At 69.8% G+C, this 285-nt stretch carries 1 protein-coding gene; it reads right to left on the bottom strand.

The window, feature by feature from the left end; translation table 11 throughout:
• Positions 1–285: hypothetical protein (locus OC439_RS30215; protein ID WP_262016391.1), on the bottom strand; the 285-nt coding region annotated here is incomplete at both ends.

Genomic DNA, 285 nt, shown 5'->3' on the forward strand with positions numbered 1-285 from the left:
GTGACCGTCGTGAGGGCGGTTTCCGTGGTGGCGACCGTGAGGGTGGTTTCCGTGGTGGGGATCGTCGTGAAGGCGGCGCCCGCGAGGGTGGTTTCCGTGGCGGTGAGCGGCGTGAGGGCGGTTTCCGTGGTGGCGACCGTGAGGGTGGTTTCCGTGGCGGTGAGCGGCGTGAGGGTGGTTTCCGTGGCGGCGATCGTCGTGAAGGCGGCGCCCGTGACGGTGGTTTCCGCGGCGGTGACCGTCGTGAGGGCGGTTTCCGTGGTGGCGACCGTGAGGGTGGTTTCC

Source organism: Micromonospora sp. Mcm103, assembly GCF_024519755.1.
GTDB lineage: Bacteria > Actinomycetota > Actinomycetes > Mycobacteriales > Micromonosporaceae > Micromonospora > Micromonospora aurantiaca.